The organism is Acidovorax sp. NO-1 (assembly GCF_000238595.1).
In the GTDB taxonomy this organism is placed as follows: Bacteria; Pseudomonadota; Gammaproteobacteria; order Burkholderiales; family Burkholderiaceae_C; genus Acidovorax.
The window spans coordinates 58,923-80,459 of sequence record NZ_AGTS01000100.1; the positions used below are offsets into that span (position 1 = coordinate 58,923).

At 65.6% G+C, this 21,537-nt stretch carries 18 protein-coding genes; 8 read left to right on the top strand and 10 right to left on the bottom strand.

The genetic code is table 11. From position 1 onward, the window contains the following. Window positions 1–81: 81 nt before the first annotated feature. Window positions 82–798 carry an SUMF1/EgtB/PvdO family nonheme iron enzyme gene (locus KYG_RS16110; RefSeq protein WP_008905990.1) on the top strand — a complete coding sequence of 239 codons (717 nt, stop codon included), beginning with the start codon at window positions 82–84 and terminating at the stop codon, window positions 796–798. A gap of 199 nt (window positions 799–997) precedes the next feature. On the opposite strand, the gene KYG_RS16115 is transcribed toward KYG_RS16110, so the two are convergent. After that, window positions 998–2,434 carry an NAD-dependent succinate-semialdehyde dehydrogenase gene (locus tag KYG_RS16115; protein WP_008905991.1) on the bottom strand — a complete coding sequence of 479 codons (1,437 nt, stop codon included), beginning with the start codon at window positions 2,432–2,434 and terminating at the stop codon, window positions 998–1,000. An 81-nt stretch (window positions 2,435–2,515) separates the two neighbouring features. On the opposite strand from KYG_RS16115, the gene KYG_RS16120 reads away from it, so the two are divergent. Beyond that, a complete protein-coding gene (locus KYG_RS16120; RefSeq protein WP_034694987.1) occupies window positions 2,516–3,688 on the top strand; it encodes a pyridoxal phosphate-dependent aminotransferase in 1,173 nt (390 codons plus the stop codon). A gap of 111 nt (window positions 3,689–3,799) precedes the next feature. Here KYG_RS16120 and KYG_RS16125 read toward each other — a convergent pair whose 3' ends face one another. Continuing rightward, window positions 3,800–4,681 carry an alpha/beta hydrolase gene (locus tag KYG_RS16125; protein WP_034694989.1) on the bottom strand — a complete coding sequence of 294 codons (882 nt, stop codon included), beginning with the start codon at window positions 4,679–4,681 and terminating at the stop codon, window positions 3,800–3,802. Between the two features lie 171 nt (window positions 4,682–4,852). On the opposite strand from KYG_RS16125, the gene KYG_RS16130 reads away from it, so the two are divergent. Continuing rightward, window positions 4,853–5,770, top strand: coding sequence for a LysR family transcriptional regulator (locus KYG_RS16130; RefSeq protein ID WP_008905996.1), 918 nt, complete (start codon window positions 4,853–4,855; stop codon window positions 5,768–5,770). 34 nt (window positions 5,771–5,804) lie between these two features. Next, window positions 5,805–6,119 carry a VF530 family DNA-binding protein gene (locus tag KYG_RS16135; protein ID WP_034694991.1) on the top strand — a complete coding sequence of 105 codons (315 nt, stop codon included), beginning with the start codon at window positions 5,805–5,807 and terminating at the stop codon, window positions 6,117–6,119. A 47-nt stretch (window positions 6,120–6,166) separates the two neighbouring features. Here KYG_RS16135 and KYG_RS16140 read toward each other — a convergent pair whose 3' ends face one another. The 4 genes from KYG_RS16140 to KYG_RS16150 all read right to left on the bottom strand — a co-directional run bounded on the left by KYG_RS16140 (window position 6,167) and on the right by KYG_RS16150 (window position 11,379). After that, window positions 6,167–7,126 (bottom strand): alpha-E domain-containing protein, encoded by a 960-nt coding sequence (locus KYG_RS16140; protein ID WP_008905998.1) that lies wholly within the window; start codon window positions 7,124–7,126, stop codon window positions 6,167–6,169. After that, complete coding sequence (locus tag KYG_RS23935; protein WP_008905999.1) at window positions 7,120–7,278, bottom strand: alpha-E domain-containing protein; 159 nt, start codon at window positions 7,276–7,278, stop codon at window positions 7,120–7,122. The genes KYG_RS16140 and KYG_RS23935 overlap by 7 nt, the downstream gene beginning before the upstream one ends. 1 nt (window position 7,279) lies before the next feature. After that, a complete protein-coding gene (locus KYG_RS16145) occupies window positions 7,280–8,797 on the bottom strand; it encodes a circularly permuted type 2 ATP-grasp protein (protein WP_008906000.1) in 1,518 nt (505 codons plus the stop codon). An 83-nt stretch (window positions 8,798–8,880) separates the two neighbouring features. Next, window positions 8,881–11,379 (bottom strand): DNA internalization-related competence protein ComEC/Rec2, encoded by a 2,499-nt coding sequence (locus KYG_RS16150; protein ID WP_008906001.1) that lies wholly within the window; start codon window positions 11,377–11,379, stop codon window positions 8,881–8,883. A 207-nt stretch (window positions 11,380–11,586) separates the two neighbouring features. Here KYG_RS16150 and KYG_RS16155 point away from each other — a divergent pair, with 207 nt between their 5' ends. Next, window positions 11,587–12,045, top strand: coding sequence for a RidA family protein (locus tag KYG_RS16155; protein ID WP_008906002.1), 459 nt, complete (start codon window positions 11,587–11,589; stop codon window positions 12,043–12,045). A 79-nt stretch (window positions 12,046–12,124) separates the two neighbouring features. Here the strand turns inward: KYG_RS16155 and KYG_RS16160 are convergent, their stop codons facing one another. The 4 genes from KYG_RS16160 to KYG_RS16175 form a co-directional block, all read right to left on the bottom strand. Then, a complete protein-coding gene (locus KYG_RS16160) occupies window positions 12,125–13,930 on the bottom strand; it encodes a methyl-accepting chemotaxis protein (protein WP_008906003.1) in 1,806 nt (601 codons plus the stop codon). 212 nt (window positions 13,931–14,142) lie between these two features. Continuing rightward, complete coding sequence (gene parC / locus KYG_RS16165) at window positions 14,143–16,500, bottom strand: DNA topoisomerase IV subunit A (protein ID WP_008906004.1); 2,358 nt, start codon at window positions 16,498–16,500, stop codon at window positions 14,143–14,145. Then, window positions 16,497–17,285: a lytic transglycosylase domain-containing protein gene (locus KYG_RS16170; protein ID WP_008906005.1), complete on the bottom strand. Its 789-nt coding sequence runs from the start codon at window positions 17,283–17,285 to the stop codon at window positions 16,497–16,499. Before KYG_RS16170 ends, parC begins: the two co-directional genes overlap by 4 nt. Window positions 17,286–17,378: 93 nt before the next feature. Continuing rightward, entirely contained in the window at window positions 17,379–19,361 is a 1,983-nt protein-coding gene (locus KYG_RS16175; protein ID WP_008906006.1) for a DNA topoisomerase IV subunit B, read from the bottom strand. 130 nt (window positions 19,362–19,491) lie between these two features. Here KYG_RS16175 and KYG_RS16180 point away from each other — a divergent pair, with 130 nt between their 5' ends. The 3 genes from KYG_RS16180 (at window position 19,492) to KYG_RS16185 (ending at window position 21,528) form a co-directional block, all read left to right on the top strand. Then, window positions 19,492–20,709, top strand: coding sequence for an MFS transporter (locus KYG_RS16180; protein WP_008906007.1), 1,218 nt, complete (start codon window positions 19,492–19,494; stop codon window positions 20,707–20,709). A gap of 30 nt (window positions 20,710–20,739) precedes the next feature. After that, window positions 20,740–20,898 carry a hypothetical protein gene (locus KYG_RS24860; protein WP_008906008.1) on the top strand — a complete coding sequence of 53 codons (159 nt, stop codon included), beginning with the start codon at window positions 20,740–20,742 and terminating at the stop codon, window positions 20,896–20,898. Window positions 20,899–20,973: 75 nt separating this feature from the next. Continuing rightward, window positions 20,974–21,528: a bifunctional 2-polyprenyl-6-hydroxyphenol methylase/3-demethylubiquinol 3-O-methyltransferase UbiG gene (locus KYG_RS16185; protein WP_008906009.1), complete on the top strand. Its 555-nt coding sequence runs from the start codon at window positions 20,974–20,976 to the stop codon at window positions 21,526–21,528. Window positions 21,529–21,537: the final 9 nt, after the last annotated feature.

A 21,537-nucleotide genomic window follows, 5' to 3' on the forward strand; every position in this document is an offset into this window, starting at 1 on the left:
CAGGCTTTCCGGGCGGCAGATGCTCTGCGCCACACCGGCCGGGCAATGACCACTTGGCTCTGAATTGGGAAGCACAGGAACATGCAAAAACTCATGTACGCAGCCAGCGCCACCCTGGCGTTCTGGGCCCTGACCGCATCTGCCCAGACCACAGCGCCCGTGGTGCTGGACGACCTGCGCGGCCTGCGCATCGACAAGACCGAAGTCACCATCGCCCAGTTTGCACGCTACGCGCGAGCCACCGGCACCACCACCCGTGCCGAGCGCGAAGGCGGCGGTTTTGAATACGCAGGCGGCTGGCAGCGCCGCGCAGGCTGGACCTGGCAGCGCCCAGACGGTGTAGTGCCAGACAGCGACCAGCTGCCCGCCGTACACCTCACCCACACCGAGGCCCAGGCCTACTGCCGATGGGCGGGTGGCCGTCTGCCCACCGCCGCCGAGTGGCGCGCCGCCGGCTTTACCGAGCTGCGCAGCTACCCCCCCGCGCCCTGGGTGCGTGGCACCACCTACCCCTGGACAACAGGCCAGAGCCCGCAGGGCGCCAACACCAGCGACCCCGACCCCTGGCCCCGCGCCGCGCCGGTCACCGCCACGGCTGCCGGGGTGAACGGGCTGCACGACATGGGCGCCAATGTGTGGGAATGGGCGGCCGATACACGCGGCGACGAGCGGCGCACGATGGGTGGGTCCTGGTGGTATCCCGCATCGCAAATGCGCGCGGAGGTGGAGGCCTGGAAGCCTGCGGACTTTTATGCGGTGTACATCGGCTTTCGCTGCGCGTACGACCCGAAGCCTTAGGGCCAAAAGAGGCGGCACCGTCAGTGAGGGGATCTTCACTATGCCCGCAAACCGCCCGACCTGCCGTCGCGCCCCTCTTGTGCGAGCTTGAAAAGCTCGTGATCAGGTTCTCATAAAGCAAAAAGGCCCCGATGCCCATGGCACCGGGGACCTGTGACTGACGCGCTAAGAACCTGTTCAATAAGCGCGATGGTCACATTCACACGTTCATGATCGACACCAGGCGCGTGTTCAGGTGCGCCTCGATGGCCTCGGGGCCACCCTCGGAGCCATAGCCCGAATCCTTCAGGCCACCAAACGGCAGCTCGGCCGCAGGGGCGGCGGCCTGGTTGATCCAGAGCATGCCCACTTCCAGGCGCTGCGCCAGCAAATGAGCGTTTTTCAGCGACGAGGTGAAGGCATAACCGGCCAGGCCAAACGGCAGGCGGTTGGCTTCGGCAATGGCGTCTTCGATCTTGGTGAAGCCACGCACGGCAGCCACGGGGCCAAAGGGCTCTTCGTTCACGATGCGGGCCGACAGAGGCACGTCGTTCAGCACGGTGGGCTGGAAGAAGTTGCCTTCGGTGCCGATGCGCTCGCCACCCGTCACCAGCGTGGCGCCCTGCTGCACCGCGTCAGCCATCAGGTCGGCCATCGCGGTGATGCGGCGCGGGTTGGCCAGCGGGCCCATCTGCGTGCCGTCCGTGAGGCCATCGCCCACCTTCAGGCCCTGCGCGTACTTGGCGAAGGCAGCCACGAAGTCGGCACGGATGCTTTCGTGCACCAGATAGCGCGTGGGCGAGATGCAGACCTGGCCTGCGTTGCGGAACTTGGCGCCACTGCTGATCTTGATGGCGAGTTGGAGGTCGGCGTCTTCGGCCACGATGACCGGGGCGTGGCCGCCCAGTTCCATCGTCACGCGCTTCATGTGCTTGCCAGCCAATGCTGCCAGTTGCTTGCCCACGGGCGTGGAACCCGTGAAAGTGACCTTGCGGATGATGGGGTGCGGGATGAGGTAGTTGGAGATCTCGGCCGGGTCGCCATAGACCAGGCCCACCGTGCCTGCAGGCACGCCCGCGTCGGCAAACGCGCGGATCAGCTCGGCGGGGCTGGCGGGGGTTTCCTCGGGCGCCTTCACCAGAATCGAACAGCCTGCACCCAGCGCGGCGGCCAGCTTGCGCACCACCTGGTTGATGGGGAAGTTCCAGGGCGTGAACGCGGCCACGGGGCCCACCGGGTCCTTCAGCACCATCTGCGTGGCCTTGAGGTTGCGCGAGGGCACGATGCGGCCATACACGCGCAGCGATTCGTCGGCAAACCATTCGATGATGTCGGCCGACGCCATGGTTTCGACCTTGGCTTCTGCCAGGGGCTTGCCTTGCTCTTTCACCATGATGGCGGCTATTGATTCGGCGCGCTCGCGCATCAGCGCTGCGGCGCGGCGCATGGTCTTGGCGCGCTCGGCGGCGGGCATGTCGCGCCAGGCTTCAAAGCCCTTTTGGGCGGCCTCCAGCGCGCGGTCCAGATCCACCTTGGTGGCATGGGCCACACGGCCGATTTCTTTTCCCGTGGCGGGGTTGAACACGGCAAGGGTCTTGCCTTCGGCGGCGTCTTGCCACTGGCCTGCGATGAAGAGCTGGGTGTTGGGATAGGTCATGGGCCTTGGTCAGGTGTTGGATGGAAAAAGGACAAAAGACTATACGCCTGCGATGATCGTCACGTTGATCAAGGAGATTTCATGCGAGAAGTAGTGCAAGGCCTCGAAGAGTCGCGCATCCGCGAAGTGGCCAACGAAGGCCTGGGGCGCAGTGATGTGCTGAAGTTCTGGTTCGGCGAGAGCGACGAGGTGACGCCCGATTTCATCCGCGAGGCGGCCATTGCGTCGCTGCAAAAGGGCGAGACCTTCTACGCCCACAACCTAGGCTTGCCCGAGCTGCGCCACGCGATTGCAGGCTACATGCACGGCCTGCACCCGCGGCAGCACACCGATGCGTGGTTTGACCGCATAGCCGTCACATCCGGCGGTGTGAACGGTCTGATGGTGGCCGTGCAGGCGCTGGTGGACGCGGGCGACGAGGTGGTGCTGGTCACGCCGGTGTGGCCCAACCTGGTGGCGCAGCCGCGCATTCTGGGCGCACAGGTGCGCACCGTGCCGCTGGTGGCCGATGCGCAGGGCGCGTGGCGCCTGAACATGGATGCGCTGCTGGCCGCCATCACACCCGGCACGCGCCTGCTGGTGGTCAACGCACCCAACAACCCCACAGGCTGGACGCTGACGCGCGAAGAGCAAGCCACCATCCTCGCGCACTGCCGCCGGACCGGCACGTGGATTCTGGCGGACGAGGTGTATGAGCGGCTTTACTACGCGGGCGACACGGCCAATGGCGCGGCCCCCAGCTTTCTGGACGTGGCTGAGCCCGAGGACCGGCTGATCGTGACACACAGCTTTTCCAAGAGCTTCCTGATGACCGGCTGGCGCCTTGGGTGGCTGGTGCTGCCGCCATCGCTGACGCATGCCGTCGGCAAGCTGATCGAGTTCAACACCTCGTGCGCGCCGGTGTTTGTGCAGCGCGGGGCCACGGTGGCGCTGCAGCGCACGGATGAGGTGACACCCGCGTTGGTGGCGCACCTGAAAACCTGCCGCGACACGCTGGTGCCGCTGCTGGCCGAGGTGCCGGGGGTGTCGGTGGCCACGCCACGTGGGGGCATGTATGCGTTCTTCCACATCGACGGTTACGACGACTGCCTGACGCTGGCCAAGCGGCTGGTGCGGGAGGCGGGGCTGGGGCTGGCGCCGGGCAGTGCGTTTGGAGGTGAGGCGTCAGGCTGGCTGCGGTGGTGTTTTGCGAGCCAGGATGTGGTGAGGCTGGAGGAAGGAGTCGGGAGGTTGCGGGGGTGGTTGAAAGGTTGATGCAGAGCGATTTTTCGAACGATTTTGGCCGCTGGCGCTTGCTGGGCAAGCGCTAGAAGCTATTGTTTTTATAGCTTATCTCGCCCCTGCCCGTTTGGGCTGCAGCGGCCGTCAGGACGACACCGGACTTTGCGTGGCTGCAAAAAAATGCCGGAACTGCTCCTGCGCACCCGCCGCAGACTGGCATTCGTGCGGGCCGGTCTGCAGCAAGGCATCGGGCCACTGTGGGTTCTTGGCGAACACATGGCGGGTGACCGGCAGGCCCGCAGCCTCCAGCCGGGCCGCGTAGGCCAGCGCCTCGTCGTGCATGGGGTCGGTGTCGCCCACCAGGATCAGCGTGGGGGGCAGCCCCGCCAGGCGCTGCGCACCGGCGGGCACGGCATAGGGGTGCTCGGCATCGCGCGGGCAACGCAGAAAGTTGCGCCAACCCTCTGTCCACTTGCACCCGGTGGCGTCGCCCGTGGCCTCGCGCACCGAGGCGGTGCCCACGCAGGGGTCCAGCATGGGCGACAGCAGAATCTGCCCGGCCAGCGGGGGGTGCGACTGGTCGCGCGCCATCAGTGCCACGGCCGCTGCCAGGTTGCCGCCGGCCTCCTCGCCCGCCAGGTAAACCGCGGCGCCCTGCCCGCCGAGCCTGGTGCGGTGCTTGTGCACCCACTTGAGCACACCGTAGCCCGTGTCCACCGGCTGCGGAAAGGGCGTGAGCGGATACGCCACCGACACCACCACGGCCCCCGCACCCTCCAGCATCGAGGCCACCGTGCAGCCGATGTCCAGGTTGCCCGACGTGAAGGCACCACCATGAAAGTGCACCACCACCGGGGACGCCTGGCCGGTCTTCTTGCGACCGTACATGCGCACCGCCACGTCCTGCCCCTGGGCCACCTCAATGGTGGAATCGGTGCAGACAGAAGAAGCCGCCCCGGACGCCCTGGCAGACGCTGCCGCGGGCTGCGATGGCGAAGATGACGACGATGGCCGGTCGGGCTGCATGGCAGATACCCATCAAGTAGGTGGAGCGTCGGTTGACGATGGATGAAATGTAGTGGCTCCTGGCCAGCAGATAAACCGGCAAAACACCGCCGCAGTGTTTCCAAACAGCCAACAATCATCGCGCGCCTGGCGTGTGAGAATTCTTCCGAGTTCCAGATTCAAGGAGAAGCCATGGACCAGATACAGGCCATGCGCATATTCGTGCGGGTGGTGGAGGCCGGCACGTTCACCCGGGCGGCCGATTCGCTGAGCCTGCCCAAAGCCACGGTGACGAAACATGTGCAGGCGCTGGAGGAGCGCCTGCGCGTGAAGCTGCTCAACCGCACCACACGCCGAGTGACGGTGACGCCCGATGGCGCGGCCTACTACGACCGCACGGTTCGGCTGCTGACCGATCTGGACGACATCGAGGCCAGCATGACCAACGCCCGGGCCAACCCGCGCGGGCGGCTGCGCGTGGATGTGGGTACCTCGGTGGCACAGCTGCTCATCATTCCGCACCTGGCGGAGTTTCATGCCCGCTATCCGGACATCCAGGTGGACCTGGGCGTCAGTGACCGCATGGTGGATCTGATCGGGGACAACGTGGACTGCGTGATCCGTGGGGGCGAGTTGACCGACCAATCGCTCGTGGCACGCCGCATTGGCAATCTGGATTTCATCACGGTCGCCTCGCCCGACTACCTCCAGCGCAAGGGCACCCCCAGCCATCCGGTCGAGATCGAGGAGAAACACACCAGCGTGATCTACTTTTCTGCGCAAAGCGGCAGACACTATCCGCTGGAGTTCCGCCAGGGCGACGAATCGATCGACATCACCGGCCCCTACCAGTTGAGCGTGAACGAGAGCAATGCCTATGTGACATCCCTCGTCGCAGGCCTTGGCATTGGCCAGATCACCGCCTTTCAGGCCCAGCGGCACTTTGACCAGGGCACCCTGGTGCAACTGCTGCCCGAATGGACCCAGCCGCCCTTGCCCGTGTACGTGGTGTACCCCCCCAACCGGCATCTGAGCGCCAAGGTGCGGGCGTTTGTGGACTGGGCGGCAGAACTCTTCCAGCGTGAAACCGATCTGCGCCAGTCTGCCTGACCCTGCGCTGCCCGGCGGCTTTATGCTTGCGCCCATGAACGCCACCGAGCCCACCCCCACACCCGGTTCATCCGCCACTGAAGCCCAGCCCTCTGCTCCGGGCACCACACCAACCCGGCAGCCCCGCAACCCGCTGCACGGGGTGACGCTGGAGGCCATGGTGGTGGCGCTGGCCGACTACTTTGGCTGGGAAGAGCTGGGGCGGCAGATCCCCATCCGCTGCTTCCAGATCGACCCCAGCGTGGGATCCAGCCTGAAATTTCTGCGCAAGACCCCCTGGGCGCGGGAGAAGGTCGAAAGCCTCTACCTCTTCATGCTGCGCGACCAGCGGCGCAACGCGCGGGACTGAGACCTTCAGCGTCCACCTGCGCGCGCAAGAAGCCCAGGCCTCGGGTGTCAGTCGCCCGCGGCCACCAGAAAGTCGCGGCTGATACCGCCCCCCAGGTCGTTCACACGGTCGAGGAATTGCGTGAGAAACGCATGCAGGCCGGTCGCCAGTATTTCGTCAATGCGGCCGTATTGCAGATCGGCCAGCAGGCGCCCGGCCCTGCGCTGCGTTTCGGCAGACTGCTCGTTGGCCAGCACCGCGAGGTTGTCCACCACTTCGCGCAGGCAGGCGTGCAGCGAGCGCGGCATGTCACGGCGCAGAATCAGCAGGTCTGCCACGCGGCCGGGGGTGATGACGTCGCGATACACCTTGCGGTACACCTCGAACGCCGAGACGCTGCGCAGGATGGCGCTCCAGTGATAAAAGTCATTTTCCTGGTGGCGCTCGCTGGCACGTCCGAAAAAGTCGTTCTCGACGGCGTGGAATTTCACATCCAGCAACCGCGCCGTGTTGTCTGCCCGCTCCAGAAACGTGCCCATGCGCAGAAAGTGGAACGCCTCGTCTTGCAGCATGGTGCCCAACACCACACCCCGCGACAGGTGTGAGCGGTATTTCACCCATTCAAAGAACTGCCCCGCATCGCGCTCGAAAGCACCTGCCTGAAGGTGCCGGTTGAGCTCCAGCCAGGTCTGGTTCTGCGTCTCCCAGACTTCGGTGGTGAGCGCGCCCCGCACTGCCCGCGCGTTTTCGCGCGCGGCCCGCAGGCACGAGAGGATGGAGGAAGGGTTGTCTCCATCACGAACCATGAACTCCAGCACGTTCTGCGGTGTGACCTTGCCGTGCCGGGCGGTGTAGGCAGGAATCAGTTCACTGATGGACAGCAACCCCTCCCAGCTCTCCTGTGCCACAACGGCAGACTGCGGCAACAGCGAGGTTTCGTAGCTCACGTTGAGCATGCGGGCGGTGTTCTCTGCCCTTTCGGTGTATCGAGACATCCAGAACAGATGGTCGGCGGTACGGCTCAGCATACGGCCTCCTTGATCGACGATGCGGGCAGAGAACACCGCACGTGCTGCGCACGCAAGCGATGTTGTGTCGAAACACCGCCTTCGGCGGCGTTTTCTGCCCTTTCGGTGTATCGAGACATCCAGAACAGATGGTCGGCGGTACGGCTCAGCATCTCAAAATCTCCCTTGCGTTTGCGTCATGCCATCCATCGTCTGCGACTGCGACTGAACCGATGGCCCCGCCGCGTGCTCGCCCAGCACCCAGGTGTCCTTGGTGCCCCCGCCCTGTGACGAGTTGACCACCAGCGATCCTTCCTGCAGCGCCACGCGCGTGAGGCCACCGGCCACCATCTGCACTTCACGACCACTGAGCACGAAAGGCCGCAGGTCGATGTGGCGCGGGGCGATGCCGCTTTCCACAAAGGTGGGGCAGCTGGACAGGCTGAGCGTGGGCTGGGCGATGTAACCCGCCGGGTTGGCCAGCAGCGCGCGGCGGAAGTCCTCGATCTCGGCCTGCGTGGCGGCCGGGCCGATCAGCATGCCGTAGCCACCCGCGCCGTGCACTTCCTTCACGACCAGATCTTTCAGATGGGCCAGCACATGCTGCAGGTCGTCCTGCTTGCGGCACATCCAGGTAGGCACGTTCTTGAGGATGGGCTCCTGCCCCAGGTAGAACCGGATCATCTCGGGCACGTAGGGGTACACCGACTTGTCGTCGGCCACGCCGGTGCCCACGGCGTTGCAGATGCCCACGTTGCCGGCGCGGTAGGCCTCCATGAGGCCATGGCACCCCAGCGTGGAATTGCGGCGAAACACCTGCGGGTCGAGGAAGTCGTCGTCCACGCGGCGGTAGATTACGTCCACCCGCTGCAGGCCCCGCGTGGTGCGCATGTAAACGAACTTGTCCTTGACCACCAGGTCCTGCCCCTCCACCAGCTCCACGCCCATCTGCTGGGCCAGGAAGGCGTGTTCGAAGTAGGCACTGTTGTGCATGCCGGGCGTGAGCACCACCACCGTGGGCTCGTCGGCCGCTGCGGGCGCGCTGGCGCGCAGGGTTTCGAGCAGCATGTCGGGGTAGTGCGCTACCGGCGCGACCTTGTGCAGGCTGAACAGCTCCGGGAAGAGCCGCATCATCATCTTGCGGTTTTCGAGCATGTAGCTCACGCCGCTGGGCACGCGCAGGTTGTCCTCCAGCACGTAGTAGTCGCCTTCGCCCTGCGCATTGGGTGCGCGCACGATGTCGATGCCGGCAATGTGCGCATAGATGTTCTGAGGCACCTGCAGCCCGGCCATCTCGGGCCGGTATTGGGCGTTGTGCAGGATCAGGTCGGCGGGAACGATACCCGCCCGGATGATGTCCTGACCGTGGTAGACGTCGTGGATGAACCGGTTGAGCGCCGTCACGCGTTGCACCAGCCCCTGCTGCATGCTGCTCCACTCGTGGGCGGGAATGATGCGCGGGATCAGGTCAAACGGTATCAGGCGCTCGTTGCCTGCGCCGCCCTCGTCCTTTGCGCCGTAAACGGCGAAGGTGATGCCCACCCGGCGGAAGATCATCTCGGCCTCGGCCCTGCGGGCCTGCATCGCGTCCTGGGGCTGTTTGCCCAGCCACTGCGCATAGCGCTTGTAGTGGTCGCGCACATCGCTGCCATCAAAAGGCAGCATGGCGTACATCTCATCGAATTTCTGCATGAACCGGCCTCCTGCCCTCAGGATAGCAAGTTGTACGCCCGGCGAACGGAAACGCCGGTGGCTGCGCGGCCGCGCCGGCCGGGTCAATCCACCGTGGGCACTACCCGGTGCTGCCAGTAGCGCCGGCCCGTGTCGCGCTCACACGCTACCACCGCGGGGGATGAAGACGCCCACGTGGCGGCGCCGCAGCGTGCGGATTCCACTACCTCAATGCCGCGCACGCGATAGCGTTGCATCACGTCTTCGGCGGGGTGACCAAAGCGGTTGCGGTAGCCCGCCTGCACCAAAGCCGTGCGTGGCTGGACGGCATCCAGAAATCCCGGCGAAGACGATGTTTTGCTGCCGTGGTGCGGCACGAGCAGAAGATCTGCCTTCAGGTTCGCTCCGCGCTCCAGCAGGGCATGCTCTTGCAGGGTTTCGATGTCGCCCGCGAGCATCGCGGCAGGGGCGTTGCCTCCTGGCGCCACGATGCGCAGCACGCAGCTCAGTGCGTTGGGGCGCAGGGCACGGATACCTTCGTCACCAGGCCGGGGGTGCAGCACTTCAAAAACGACGCCGTCCCACTCCCAGCGCTGGCCCGCAAGACACGGGCGGACAGGCCGCACGGCATGCAGGGCATTCTCTGCGTCGAGCGAGCCCACCAACTGGGCCTGTGGCTGCTGTGCAAGCACCGCTGCAGCCCCTCCCGTGTGATCCGCATCGCGGTGGCTGAGCATGAGGATGTCCACCCGCTCGCCCAGCGAGCGCAGCAGCGGCACCAGCACGCGGTGGCCCGCATCGCTCTCGCGGCTGAAACGCGGCCCCGCGTCGTAGAGCAGGGTGTGGCTGGCCGTGCGCACCAACACGGCGTTGCCTTGGCCGATGTCGGCGGCCAGCACTTCAAACTGCCCGGGCACGGGCCGCACCGGATACCACCCCAGGGCGGGCCACAGCAGCATCAGTGCAGCCACCCGAAGCCCCCTGGGCAGGCGCATTGCCAGCAAGCCGCCCCCGGCTACCGCCAGCAACCCGGCCCAGAGCGGCGCCGCAGGCAGGAACACCACGGCCCACGGCCACTGCGCAAGCCATTGCAGCATGGCGGCAAGAGGCTGCAGGCTGAGTGCGGCCAGGCTCCACAACGGCGGCCACAACACCCCGCCCAACGCCAGCGGCGTGACGACCAGCGTCACCCACGGAATCGCCACCAGGTTCGCCCCAAACCCTACAAGAGACACCTGCCCAAACAACAACAACGACAGCGGCGTGAGTGCGAGCGTGACGACCCACTGCTCCCGAAATAAGGCATAAAAATGCCTTCCAGCGCTTGACTGATAAGCGCCAGCAGCTACTGAATTTGTAGCAAACAACATCCCCACCGCCACAAAGCTCAGCCAGAACCCCGCCTGGCCCAGCGCCCACGGGTCTGCCACCACCACGGCAGCACACGCCAAAAGCCACACCTGCGGCCAGGGCCACCGGTTTCCGCTGAGCTGCAGCAGTGCCACGGTGGCCAGCATGATCACCGTGCGCTGTGCAGGCACACCCCAACCACTGAACAGCGCGTAGGCAGTGGCCAGCACCACACCAGCGGCCAGCGCTGCGGACGGCGCGGGCACTGCCAGGCACAACCGCGTGGAGCGCCGCCACAACGCTCGCACCACCAGCGCTGCCAACCAGGCAAACAGGGTGATATGCAAGCCCGAAATGCTCATCAGGTGCGCCACGCCCGTGGCACGAAACACATCCCAGTCGGCACGGTCGATGGCCCGCTGATCGCCGGTCACCAGCGCTGCCACCACGCCCGCCAGGCGCGTGCGCGCAGGGTCCGCATCCTCCGCACCGTGCACCAGGCGCTCGCGGATCGCATCGCGCACGGCCTGGCGGGCCCTTTCCACAGGGTGCCGCCAGGTTGCCGCCATCCACGCGGGCGGTTCATCCCGCGGCCCCGCTCGCACGTAGCCCGTGGCCTGCACGCCCTGCTCCCACATCCAGAGTTCAGCGTCAAAACCGTGCGGGTTTCGCAGCCCGTGCGGGGCCTTGAGGCGCACTGTCATCGCCCAGCGCTCCCCCGCAATCAGTGCCGGCGCTGGGCGTTGCAGGTCCACCACCCCCGCAGCATCGCGAAAGGCACCCCCATACCACGCCACCTCGATGCGTGGGGGCAGCTGCACCGGTGTGCCGTAGAGGTGTGCGGACTCGACGTTGATGCGGATGCGGGAGCCGGCCTCATTGCTCTGCGGCATGGTCGCGACCACGCCGGTCACCCGGATGTCCCGCCCCTCCAGCGCAGGTGCGAGCCCCTGCTCGGCAAACGCCACCGCGCGCAGGCCGCACACCGCGAACATGGCGAGGGCGGCCGCACCCAGGGTGAGCGCCGTGGTCGCCGCGGGTCGCCATCGCAGGCGGGTGCTGGCCCACCGCACACCCCAGCCCAGCAGACAGGCCCCCACCAGACACATGCCATACACCGCACCTGCCCACAGCCAGGGCTGCTGCAGCTGGAGGGCCGCCCCCAGCACCAGGCCCATCAGGCACGCCGGCACCCGCCAGGCCGCGGCGGCGGTGTGCCCCGCAGCGTGCCCGCCGACCACGCCCCGGCCCATGCACCCCGAATCAGGGACGGCGGCATTAGGCGTGCTTATGGTGGGCATGGGGTGATGCTAATGCGGCGCCAGCAGCCGCCGGGCTGGATTCTGCGAACCGGGCTGTGTAACACTTCCGGCCACCCGCGCAGTGTTGGCCCGTCGGGCCCGGCCCAGCCCCGCCAACGGCTGCACTCCCGCATCTCTCACGTCACACCAAGGAAGACCATGAGCGTTTACGACAAGCTGAAAGAACTCAACATCACACTGCCCCCCGTGTCGGTGCCTGCGGCGGCCTATGTGCCCTACGTGCAGACGGGCAACCTGGTGTTCCTCTCCGGCCACATCGCCCGCAAGGATGGCAAGCCCTGGGCGGCGCAGTTTGGCCGCGACATCGGCACCGAGGAAGGCAAGCAGGCGGCGCGCGCGGTGGCCATCGACCTGATGGGCACACTGCAGGCGGCCTGCGGTGGAGATCTGAACCGCGTCAAGCGCATCGTCAAGGTCATGAGCCTGGTGAACTCCACGGGCGACTTCACCGAGCAGCACCTGGTGACCAACGGCGCCAGCGAACTCCTCGGCCAGGTTTTTGGCGAGAAAGGCGTGCACGCCCGCAGCGCCTTCGGTGTGGCACAGATTCCGATGGGCGCCTGCGTTGAAATCGAGCTGATCGCAGAACTGGCCTGACCGCCATCCTGCCCACCAGGCAAAAACCCATGGCAGAAATGCCATGGGTTTTTTTACGGCTGGCGGCGGGCCTGCAGGGTCAGAAAGACTCCCAGTCGTCCTCCGACGCAGCGGTGGCTGCAGCCTTGCGGCTGGCTTGGGCGGGCAGTGCAGCGGGTTTGCCGGATGGAGCAGCACTCGCCCCAGCCACACGGGGCGTCGCTGTGGGAGATGCGGGAGCTGCGGGGCTGCTCTTTGCCGCACCCTGCGCGCTACGGGCGGTGTCCGCAGTGGGCATGTTGGGGCGCAGGGCCGCCGTGGCGCGCGCCGCACCCATGGCGGCCTGCGCGGGGCCATAGCTCGCAGCGTTCACCTTGAACATCGAAACTTCGCGTGCCAGGTGGTCGGCCTGCTCGCGCAGGCTCTGGGCCGCAGCCGCGCTTTCTTCTACCAATGCGGCGTTCTGCTGGGTCATCTGGTCGAGGTTGCTGATGGCCTTGTTGACCTGGGAGACCCCCGCGCTCTGCTCGGACGATGCCGCCGTGATCTCGCCGATCATGTCCGTCACGCGCTGTACCGACTGCACGATATCCGTCATGGTGGTGCCCGCGTCAGTGACCAGGCGCGAGCCGGTCTCCACCTTTTCCACCGACGCGCTGATGAGCTGCTTGATCTCCTTGGCGGCGTCTGCACTGCGCTGGGCCAGGCTGCGCACCTCGCTGGCCACCACGGCAAATCCCCGGCCCTGCTCACCGGCGCGCGCGGCTTCCACCGCCGCGTTCAAGGCCAGGATGTTCGTCTGGAACGCAATGCCGTCGATCACACCGATGATGTCCGCAATCTTCTTGCTGCTGTGGTTGATGTCCTCCATGGTGGCCACCACCTGGGTCACCACCTCGCCGCCCCGGCGCGCCACCCCCGTGGCGCCCGCCGCCAGGCTGCTGGCCTGCTGGGCGCTGCCCGCGCTCTGCTGGATGGTGCTGGTGAACTCCTCCATCGCAGCCGCCGTCTCCTGCAGGTTGCTGGACGTCTGCTCGGTGCGGGCCGACAGATCGTGGTTGCCCGTGGCAATCTCGGCGCTGGCGATGGCAATGCTGTCGGTGCTCTGGCGTACCTGGTGCACCATGCGGCCGAGGGCATTGCTCATGGCGTAAAGCGACCTCAGAAGGTCACCGAACTCATCGCCGCGCGTCACGGTCTCCTGCATGCTCAGATCACCTCCCGCAATGCGCTCGGCCAGCCCGCTGGCCTGCTCCAGGGGACGCTGGATGCTGCCAATCAGGTAATGGGCTCCCACAATGATCGCCAGCAGCAGCAGGCCCACCGCCACTGCAGCAATCTTGACGGTCAGCATGCGCTCGGCCGCCATGGCTTTCTGGGTGTCTTCGGCGTTCTTTTGCTGCTGCTGCACGAAATCGCGCAGGGTGGTGATGTAGGCCACCACCGAAGGGTTGTACTTCTGGTTGATCAGCGTCACCGCCTGGTCCTGCTGGCCGTCGCTCTTGAGCTTGCGCGCTTCGCCGCGCAGGTCGATCATGGTCTTGCGTGCCGCCGCGATCCTGGCCATCTGCGCCTTGTCGGCGTCGGAGAGTGCCATGGATTCCAGCGACTTCTGCACCTCGCTGATCTGGGCCGACGTGGCGGCAATCACGTCCTTGAATTCCGCCTCCACGGCCGGGTCACTGCTGACAATGAGCGCCTGGGTGCGCGCCGCATTCGTCTCCGTGAGCCCTGACCAGCGCAATGCGGCCTGCACGCGCGATTCCATTTCCTTGGCGACAGCGTCGGCCTGGACCTGGACCTTGGCAGAGCGGTACGCCGCAAAACCCACCACAGCCACCAGCATGACCACGATCAGAATCACCGCCGCCCACAGCTTGTGGGCAATCCGGAGTTGGTTAAGCATGAAGGCCTCCTGCGATGTTGTGCTTGTATGCAAATGTTGCGCGTTTTTTCACAATTGCACAAATCGCCGTGCACCGCACGAGGGTGATCCCCAGCATGGCGGGCTCTGCAGCACCCACCCTTGCACGCTACCTGCACGTCCGTGCATCACTGCAAAAAGGCAGTGCGCCGCAGCAGCCCGTTGCGCTGCGGCGATGGGCCTCGGCAGCGGACTTATTCCACCCGCGTCACCGCGTTGGGCTTGAAGCCCAGGTCCGCGGCCTTGCCCTTGCGGCCTCGCGCGGCGCGGGCATTGTTCAGGCTGCGGATCTCCAGCGTCTCATCGCGCTGCTTGCCGCCCCGGCCGATGCCATCGAGGCGAATGCTGCGCGTGTAGGCCGCAGCGCCGGCCAGCGTGTCCTTGTCTTCCAGGTCGATCAGCATCAGCCCCCGGCCGCCGTTGGCCATGGTTTTGAGCTCGGTGATCTCGAACGTGAGGATGCGCCCGCCCGTGGAGGCGCAGGCCACGTGCGTGGCAGGTAGCACCGGCTTGCTGCCTGTACTGCCTGCGGCATGCGAAGGCACGCACACGGTTTCGCCCTCGCCCAGCGTGAGGAAGGCCTTGCCGCCCTTCTGGCGCGAGACCATGTTCTCCACCGCCGCCAAAAAGCCATAGCCGCCCGAGTTGGACAACAGCAGCGTGGCGTTGGCAGGACCCGCAAAGTAGTGCAGCAGTTGAGTGCCCGATTCCAGTTCGATCAGCGTGGTCACCGGCTGGCCGTCACCACGCGCGCCGGGCAACAGCGACACCGCCACCGAGTACACGCGGCCGTTGCTGCCAAAGGCCAGCAGGGTATCCACCGTGCGGCATTCAAACGTGCCGTACAGCCCGTCCCCTGCCTTGAAGGCGAAGCTGGCGGCCTCGTGGCCATGGCCCGTGCGGGCGCGCACCCAGCCTTTTTGCGAGACGATCACCGTGACGGGCTCGTCCACCACCTTCACCTCGGCCACGGCCTTCTTCTCGGCCTGGATCAGCGTGCGGCGCGCGTCGGCAAAGGTCTTGGCGTCGGCCTCGATCTCCTTGACCATGGTGCGGCGCAGCGAGCCAGGGTTGTTCAAAATGTCTTCGAGCTTGCCCTGGCTTTCGCGCAGTTCTTTCAGTTCCTGCTCGATCTTGATGGCTTCGAGCCGCGCGAGCTGGCGCAGGCGGATTTCTAGAATGTCTTCGGCCTGCCGGTCGCTGAGGTTAAAACGCGCAATCAGCGCCGCCTTGGGCTCGTCGGCCTGACGGATGATGGCGATCACCTCGTCGATGTTAAGCAGCACGGTCTGCCGCCCTTCCAGGATGTGGATGCGGTCCAGCACCTTGTCCAGCCGGTGCTGGCTGCGGCGGGTGATGGTGGTCTGGCGGAAGGCGATCCACTCCTCCAGCATCTGGCGCAGCGACTTCTGCACGGGCTTGCCGTCCAGACCCACCATGGTGAGGTTGATGGGCGCCGAGGTCTCCAGGCTGGTGTGCGCCAGCAGCGCGGTAATCAGCTCCTGCTGCGGGGTCTTGCCCGTCTTGGGCTCGAACACCAGGCGCACGGGGGCATCTTTGCTCGACTCGTCACGCACCACGTCAAGCACCGCCAGCATGCTGGCCTTCAGTTGCGTCTGGTCCTGGCTCAGTGCCTTTTTGCCCGCCTTCACCTTGGGGTTGGTGATTTCTTCAATCTCTTCGAGCACGCGCTGCGTGCTCACGCCGGGCGGCAGTTCGTTGACGACCAGCTGCCATTGGCCACGCGCAAGGTCCTCGATCTTCCAGCGTGCGCGCACCTTGAGGCTGCCGCGGCCCGTGCGGTAGGCGTCGGCAATGTCCCCAGGGGTGCTGATGATCTGTCCGCCGCCGGGGTAGTCCGGCCCGGGCACGATGGCCAGCAGATCCTCGGCGCTGAGCGAAGGCGTCTTGATGAGCGCAATGCAGGCGTCGGCAATCTCGCGCAGGTTGTGGCTGGGGATTTCGGTGGCCAGGCCCACCGCAATGCCACTGGCTCCGTTGAGCAGCGCAAACGGCAGGCGCGCAGGCAGCTGGCGCGGCTCGGTGGTGGAGCCGTCGTAGTTGGGCATGAAATCAACCGTGCCCTCGTCGATCTCATCCAGGAGCAGGCTGGTGATGCGCGACAGGCGCGCTTCGGTGTAGCGCATGGCGGCAGCGCCGTCGCCATCACGGCTGCCGAAGTTGCCCTGGCCGTCGATCAGTGGGTAGCGCTGGGCAAAGTCCTGCGCCATGCGCACCAGCGCGTCGTAGGCCGACTGGTCGCCGTGGGGATGGAAGCGGCCCAGCACATCGCCCACCACGCGGGCGCTCTTGACCGGCTTGGCGGCCGTATTGCGCGTGGGGCCGCTGTAGCCCAGGCCCATGCGGTCCATCGAATACAGAATGCGCCGCTGCACGGGCTTGAGGCCGTCGCACACATCGGGCAGCGCACGGCCCTTGACGACCGAAAGCGCGTATTCAAGGTAGGCGCGCTGGGCGTAGCCCGCCAGGCCCAGGGAGTCGCCCCCGTCGTCGCCTGCGGTGGTGAAATCGAGAGTGGGTTGGTCGCTCATTCGTTGGATACAGGTTCTGCTTGATTCACGTTCTGTGGGCCGTTTGGTGTCTGCGCCACGCGGGTGGGCGGCAGGTTGCCCCGGTTCTGCGCGCCGCCCGAAAGCTCCATGCGAACGCGGCCGGGCGCTGCGCGCTGGGCCAGCACGGGCGCTGGCGGCTTGAGCTGGGTGTACAGACCCATCACGGTGCGCACGTAGTTCTGCGTTTCTTTGTATGCGGGTATCTGGTTGCCCGCGCGCTGCACGGCGCCTTCACCCGCGTTGTAGGCGGCAAGCGCCAGGTCGATGCGACCGGGAAACAGGTCCAGCAGGTAGCGCAGGTAGCGCGTGCCGGTAGGCACGTTCACCGCCGGGTCAGCCAGCTTTTGCTCCACGGTGCGCTTGGCATCGGCCCGCACACCAAACCGGCTGGCCGTGCTCGGCATTACCTGCATCAGGCCGACGGCACCCTTGGGCGACACCGCAGCGGCGTCAAAGCCAGATTCGGTGGCGATCACGGCCTGCAGCAGCTCGTAGTCCACGCCGTGTTGGCCAGAGGCTGCGCGCAGGTGGTGCTTTACGCGCTTGTAGTCTGGTGCGATGTCAAAAAATGCCAGCAAGCGCGCACCATTGGCAGGCAACGCGTAGGGCATGGCGGGCGCTTGCTCTGGAGCATCGCGGGTGGAGTCAAAGTCGGTGCCGCGAAAAAACAGCTGGTAGCGGGAATCCAGCTGCTCGGCCGCAAAGTGCGTCACGCCGCGCTCGTCCACATGCGCCCACAGGTCTGCATGGGCCGAATGCTGCATAAAACATAGCAACAAACCCAATACAGACAAGCGCAGGGCACTGTTTTTATTCATATTTTGATCACAAACACCGGGCGGAGCGCGTCGATGCGGTCAGATATCTATCTCGACCGCGTCGCCATGCAGCTCCATCAGCTCACGGCGGGCGGCGGCTTCGCCCTTGCCCATGAGCTTGGTGATGAGCCCCTCTGTGGCGGCAAAGTCCATGTCGCCCAGCTGCACGGGCAGCAGGCGGCGGGTGTCGGGGTTGAGCGTGGTTTCCCACAGCTGCTCGGCGTTCATCTCGCCCAGGCCCTTGAAGCGACTGATCTGGCACTTCTCGCGTGGCACGCCGTCCTTTTCGGCCTTGTCCAGGATGGCGGTCAGCTCGCCGTCGTCCAGTGCATACATCTTGGCGGCGGGCTTCTTGCCGCGCGCGGGCACATCCACACGGAACAGCGGCGGGCGCGCCACGTAGATGTGACCGGCCTCGATAAGCTTGGGAAAGTGGCGGAAGAACAGCGTCAGCAGCAGCACCTGGATGTGCGAGCCGTCCACGTCGGCATCACTCAGGATGCAGACCTTGCCGTAGCGCAGGCCGCTCAAATCCGGCGTGTCGTTGGGGCCGTGCGGGTCCACGCCAATCGCTACCGAAATGTCGTGGATTTCGTTGTTGGCAAACAGGCGGTCGCGCTCGACCTCCCAGGTGTTGAGCACCTTGCCCCGCAGCGGCAGGATGGCCTGGCTTTCCTTGTCGCGGCCCATCTTGGCGCTACCACCGGCCGAGTCGCCCTCGACCAGGAAGACCTCGTTGTGGGCGATGTCCCTGCTTTCGCAATCGGTGAGCTTGCCCGGCAGCACTGCCACGCCCGAGCCCTTGCGCTTTTCGACCTTCTGACCGGCCTTCTGGCGGGTTTGCGCGGCCTTGATGGCCAGCTCGGCGAGCTTTTTACCGTAGTCGACGTGCTGGTTCAGCCACAGTTCGAGTGACGGGCGCACAAAGCCGCTCACCAGCCGTACCGCGTCGCGCGAGTTCAAGCGTTCCTTGATCTGGCCCTGGAACTGCGGGTCGAGCACCTTGGCTGAGAGCACATAGCTGGCGCGCGCAAACACGTCCTCAGGCAGCAGCTTCACACCCTTGGGCAGCAGGCTGTGCAGTTCGATGAAGCTCTTGACGGCATTGAACAGGCCATCGCGCAGGCCACTTTCATGGGTGCCGCCCGCGCTGGTGGGAATCAGGTTGACGTAGCTCTCGCGCACGGGCTGGCCGTCTTCCGTGAAGGCCACGCACCACGATGCGCCCTCGCCTTCGGCAAAACTTTCGTTGTTGCGGTCGGCAAAACCCTCGCCTTCAAACAGCGGGATCACCGGGTCGCCGTTGAGCGTCTGCATGAGGTAATCGCGCAGGCCGCCCTTGTACTGCCAGGTTTGCGTGTCGCGGGTTTTCTCGTTCACCAGTTGCACGGTCACGCCCGGCATGAGCACGGCTTTGCTGCGCAGCAGGTGGGTGAGTTCGCCCATGGGCAGCGCGCTCGACTCGAAATACTTGGCGTCGGGCCACACGCGCACCGAGGTGCCCTGCTTGCGCTCACCCGCCTCCAGCGGGCGAGCCACCAGGGGCTCGATCACGTCGCCAGCCGAGAACACCAGGCGCGCCGCCTTGCCTTCGCGGTAGCTCGTCGCTTCGAGCCGGGTGGCCAAAGCGTTGGTCACACTCACGCCCACACCGTGCAGGCCGCCCGAAAAGCTGTAGGCGCCGCCCTTGCCCTTGTCGAACTTGCCGCCCGCGTGCAGGCGGGTGAACACCAGTTCGATCACCGGGGCGTTTTCCTCGGGGTGCATGCCAAAGGGGATGCCCCGGCCGTCGTCTTCCACGCTGACCGAGCCATCGGCATGCAGCGTGACCCGGATTTTTTTTCCATAACCGGCGAGTGCTTCATCGGCCGCGTTGTCCAGCACTTCCTGGATGATGTGCAACGGGTTGTCGGTGCGCGTGTACATGCCCGGGCGTTGCTTGACGGGCTCCAGGCCCTTGAGCACGCGGATCGAGCCTTCGGAATATTCGCTGGCAGAGGCAGAAGACGGTTTGGCAGACATAGCGGCGGATTGTAGTGCGGCAACGCATCAATAGCTGGATATAAAACCAGTTAACCCCTGCCCCTGTTGCCGACTGTATTGGTCCCCGGTGTATCAGCACGTTTCACACAATCTGGCTACATTCCTGCGTATGCATATCAATCCTCCGAAACTGTCCATGTTCCAGGTGCTGGCCTGCGGTGCGGCCATCGTGACGCTGTCGATGGGCATCCGCCATGGGTTCGGCCTGTGGCTGCTGCCGATCACCCAGGAGATGGGCTGGACGCGCCAGTCGTTTGCGCTGGCCATCGCCATCCAGAACCTGTCCTGGGGCCTGATCGGCATTTTTGCGGGCATGGTGGCCGACCGGTTCGGCGCCTTCCGCGTACTGATCGGCGGGGCCGTGCTGTACGGCCTGGGCCTGGCAGGGATGGCCCTGTCACCCACGCCCACGCTGTTTGCGCTCACGGCGGGCGTACTCATCGGCGCTGCGCAGGCGGGCACCACCTATGCGGTGATCTACGGGGTGCTGGGGCGGCAGATTGCGCCGGAACGCCGGTCGTGGGCCATGGGTGTGGCGGCTGCGGCAGGGTCCTTTGGCCAGTTTCTCATGGTCCCGGTAGAAGGTTGGCTGATTGCAGGCCTGGGCTGGCAACAGGCGCTGCTGGCACTGTCGCTCATGGTGCTGCTCATTGTGCCGCTGGCCTTTGGCCTGCGCGAGCCGGGGTTCCAGGGCTCAGCGCCCGTCAAACGTGAGCAAACCATCCTGCAGGCGCTGGGCGAGGCCTTCCGCTACCCCAGTTTCAACCTGCTCATGGCGGGCTATTTTGTGTGCGGGTTTCAGGTGGTTTTCATCGGCGTGCACATGCCCAGCTACCTCAAGGACCATGGCCTGTCGCCCCAGGTGGCCAGCTATGCACTGGCTCTGATCGGGCTGTTCAACGTGCTGGGCACGTATGTGGCGGGCACGCTGGGCCAGCGCATGCCCAAGCGGTTCATCCTGGCTTTTATCTACTTTGCGCGGGCCGTCGCCATCAGCGTGTTCTTGCTGGTGCCGCTGTCGCCGCTGTCGGTGTATGTGTTCTCGGCGGTGATGGGCACGCTGTGGTTGTCCACCATTCCGCCCACCAACGCCACCGTGGCGCAGATTTTCGGCGTGCAGCATTTGTCCATGCTGGGCGGTTTTGTGTTTTTCAGCCACCAGATCGGGAGCTTCCTGGGCGTGTGGCTGGGAGGCTATCTGTATGACGCCACCGGCAGCTACGATATCGTCTGGTACATCGCCATCGGGCTCGGAGTGTTTGCGGGCCTGGTGAACCTGCCCGTCAAGGAAAGCCCCATCCAGCGCCATGCGCCGCAACCGGCCTGACATCGCTGCACACAGCATCCCAAGACCACCATGAACCCACCATCTTCCCCATGGTCCACGTCGGCAAAGCCCGCGCTGCGCTGGCTTGGCTGGGCCGTGGCGGTGCTGGCCTGCCTTGCGGTGTTTGGCATGTACACGGTGCCAGACTTCATGGTGATGGTTGCCGACCAGGTCTGGGCATGCTTCTAAGCCGCTGAATTTTTAGTCTTTTTGGCCTCCAGCGCTTATCCAAAAAGCGCCTAAAGCTATCATTAACATAGCAAAATGCACGGTACCGAAGCCCCTTCCGAATGGGTGCAACGTTGGGCTCACCTGATCCCCGGCAGCACCACGGCCCTGGATGTGGCCTGTGGCGCGGGCCGCCATGTGCGATATCTGCACGCCCGGGGCCTGCGCGTGGCGGGTGTGGACCGCTCTGAAGAAGCCCTTGCCGCCTGTGCGGGTCTGGGCGAAATGGTCTGCGCTGACATCGAGTCGGGCCCCTGGCCGTTTGCCGGGCGCGTGTTTGGCGCCGTGGTGGTGACCAACTACCTGTGGCGCCCCTTGCTACCGGTGATTGCAGGCAGCGTGGCGCCCGGTGGTGTGCTTATCTATGAAACCTTCGCGCACGGCAATGAAACCGTGGGGCGCCCCGCGCGGCCCGAGTTTCTGCTGCAACCCGGTGAACTGATCAGGGCTTGCGAGGGTTTGCGGGTGGTGGCCTACGAAGACGGCTTTTTGCCCGAACCCGCCCGATTTGTGCAACGCATCACGGCGGTGCGGGAACTCCCGCCCTCCGGCGCACCCTCACGACATCTTTTGCCCGTGTCGGCTAGTTAGAATGCTCTT

Excerpts from the sequence above, each read along its gene's own strand:
- KYG_RS16110 (WP_008905990.1), top strand. The coding sequence starts at position 82 with ATGCAAAAACTCATGTACGCAGCCAGCGCCACCCTGGCGTTCTGGGCC.
- KYG_RS16115 (WP_008905991.1), bottom strand. The coding sequence starts at position 2,434 with ATGACCTATCCCAACACCCAGCTCTTCATCGCAGGCCAGTGGCAAGAC.
- KYG_RS16120 (WP_034694987.1), top strand. The coding sequence starts at position 2,516 with ATGCGAGAAGTAGTGCAAGGCCTCGAAGAGTCGCGCATCCGCGAAGTG.
- KYG_RS16125 (WP_034694989.1), bottom strand. The coding sequence starts at position 4,681 with ATGCAGCCCGACCGGCCATCGTCGTCATCTTCGCCATCGCAGCCCGCG.
- KYG_RS16130 (WP_008905996.1), top strand. The coding sequence starts at position 4,853 with ATGGACCAGATACAGGCCATGCGCATATTCGTGCGGGTGGTGGAGGCC.
- KYG_RS16135 (WP_034694991.1), top strand. The coding sequence starts at position 5,805 with ATGAACGCCACCGAGCCCACCCCCACACCCGGTTCATCCGCCACTGAA.
- KYG_RS16140 (WP_008905998.1), bottom strand. The coding sequence starts at position 7,126 with ATGCTGAGCCGTACCGCCGACCATCTGTTCTGGATGTCTCGATACACC.
- KYG_RS23935 (WP_008905999.1), bottom strand. The coding sequence starts at position 7,278 with ATGCTGAGCCGTACCGCCGACCATCTGTTCTGGATGTCTCGATACACC.
- KYG_RS16145 (WP_008906000.1), bottom strand. The coding sequence starts at position 8,797 with ATGCAGAAATTCGATGAGATGTACGCCATGCTGCCTTTTGATGGCAGC.
- KYG_RS16150 (WP_008906001.1), bottom strand. The coding sequence starts at position 11,379 with ATGGGCCGGGGCGTGGTCGGCGGGCACGCTGCGGGGCACACCGCCGCC.
- KYG_RS16155 (WP_008906002.1), top strand. The coding sequence starts at position 11,587 with ATGAGCGTTTACGACAAGCTGAAAGAACTCAACATCACACTGCCCCCC.
- KYG_RS16160 (WP_008906003.1), bottom strand. The coding sequence starts at position 13,930 with ATGCTTAACCAACTCCGGATTGCCCACAAGCTGTGGGCGGCGGTGATT.
- parC (WP_008906004.1), bottom strand. The coding sequence starts at position 16,500 with ATGAGCGACCAACCCACTCTCGATTTCACCACCGCAGGCGACGACGGG.
- KYG_RS16170 (WP_008906005.1), bottom strand. The coding sequence starts at position 17,285 with ATGCAGCATTCGGCCCATGCAGACCTGTGGGCGCATGTGGACGAGCGC.
- KYG_RS16175 (WP_008906006.1), bottom strand. The coding sequence starts at position 19,361 with ATGTCTGCCAAACCGTCTTCTGCCTCTGCCAGCGAATATTCCGAAGGC.
- KYG_RS16180 (WP_008906007.1), top strand. The coding sequence starts at position 19,492 with ATGCATATCAATCCTCCGAAACTGTCCATGTTCCAGGTGCTGGCCTGC.
- KYG_RS24860 (WP_008906008.1), top strand. The coding sequence starts at position 20,740 with ATGAACCCACCATCTTCCCCATGGTCCACGTCGGCAAAGCCCGCGCTG.
- KYG_RS16185 (WP_008906009.1), top strand. The coding sequence starts at position 20,974 with ATGCACGGTACCGAAGCCCCTTCCGAATGGGTGCAACGTTGGGCTCAC.